This window comes from Methylobacterium sp. B4 (genome assembly GCF_003201865.1).
GTDB lineage: Bacteria > Pseudomonadota > Alphaproteobacteria > Rhizobiales > Beijerinckiaceae > Methylobacterium.
This window is the reverse complement of the sequence record NZ_QJJJ01000058.1, coordinates 1-1,130: the sequence shown is the minus strand read 5'-3', so window position 1 is coordinate 1,130 and position 1,130 is coordinate 1. Positions and strand designations below refer to the sequence as shown.

Genomic DNA, 1,130 nt, shown 5'->3' with positions numbered 1-1,130 from the left:
GGTCTCTCGGGTTCGAGGTTGGTCGTCGCAACCCGACCCTACCCGGCAACCGCCGATGACCACCCCTCAGCTACACCACCATCCGGGACACGACCCGCTTAGAGCGCTTTCCGACGGAGTGGACACCGGTTCGTCGAAAGAAAGCGCGGCACAGCGAAGGCTTAGAGATGCGTCCCGACCCAACGTGGTCGGGCGCAGCTCTAGCGGACCGCTGCGGCGCTCGCCTCCGCACCCCGACTTGCATCACAGCCAGATCGCACCAGACGGCATCGAGCGCGAGGAGGAACATGCATCAGCCCGAATGGAGAGGCGGTGCGCTGGCGCCTGACGATGCTGACAAACTCGATCATCGGCACGATTCGGCGGCGCTGGCGGAGCGAGCGCCCCTATACCGGTCACACCGCAGACGGCCGTCGCCGCAAGGTCGCTTGTGCAGCGCTGACAGAATGGGCGCGGGAACTGAGGCTCCAGGAACTCGCGCGGCGCGATCACCAAAATTCCTAACGATGCAGGTCCGTGACGGTTTGGGATGCTGTTCGGTTGCGTGCCTGCGGCGCTACGGCTGGGCCAGCCGACGGGCTTCTGGCGCAGACCAGTAGCAGGTCTGGCGCATGCCACTGGAGGCGAGGCAGACAAGGCCGTCACCCTCATCCTCGACGGTCACCGCGTCGGCTGCGGTCCATATGCGGCATTCGCCGGCCCTCACCAGCTTCTGCAAGCGAGTGTCGTAGTCGGTCAGGTCAGTGGCCTGCCCCAGCCTCAACAACTGCGTGGCATCCGCCATTGACTTGCAGCCGAAGGTTTCCTGCCCAATCTGGACGGCCGAAGCCGCGCCGGACACCGCACAGAGTAAGCCGATGAGGCAGAGGGTAGTTCGAATCATCCACCGCGCCTGCGCTACACGAAAACGGAAAATGCCGGCGCAGTTTCCCGCGCCGGCACTGTTCACCCAGAGAGGGCGGCTCGCTTTAGTTGTTCGGCAGAGCGAATACAGTCAGCTGACCACCGAGGTTGGTGTAGCTCGACAGGGCCGCGTAGCCGCCCACCGCGCCGAGGCCGGCATTCGGGTCGGTCAGACCGGCCGCAAGGCCGATGCCCGCCCAGCCGCCGACGCCCGACAGGACGCCCAC

1 protein-coding gene is annotated in these 1,130 nt (G+C 65.8%); it reads right to left on the bottom strand.

Annotation, left to right across the window (positions count from 1 at the left end; translation table 11 throughout):
- Positions 1 to 556 precede the first annotated feature (556 nt).
- Positions 557 to 949, bottom strand: coding sequence for a hypothetical protein (locus tag BY998_RS24170; RefSeq protein WP_146221858.1), 393 nt, complete (start codon positions 947 to 949; stop codon positions 557 to 559).
- Positions 950 to 1,130 lie beyond the last annotated feature (181 nt).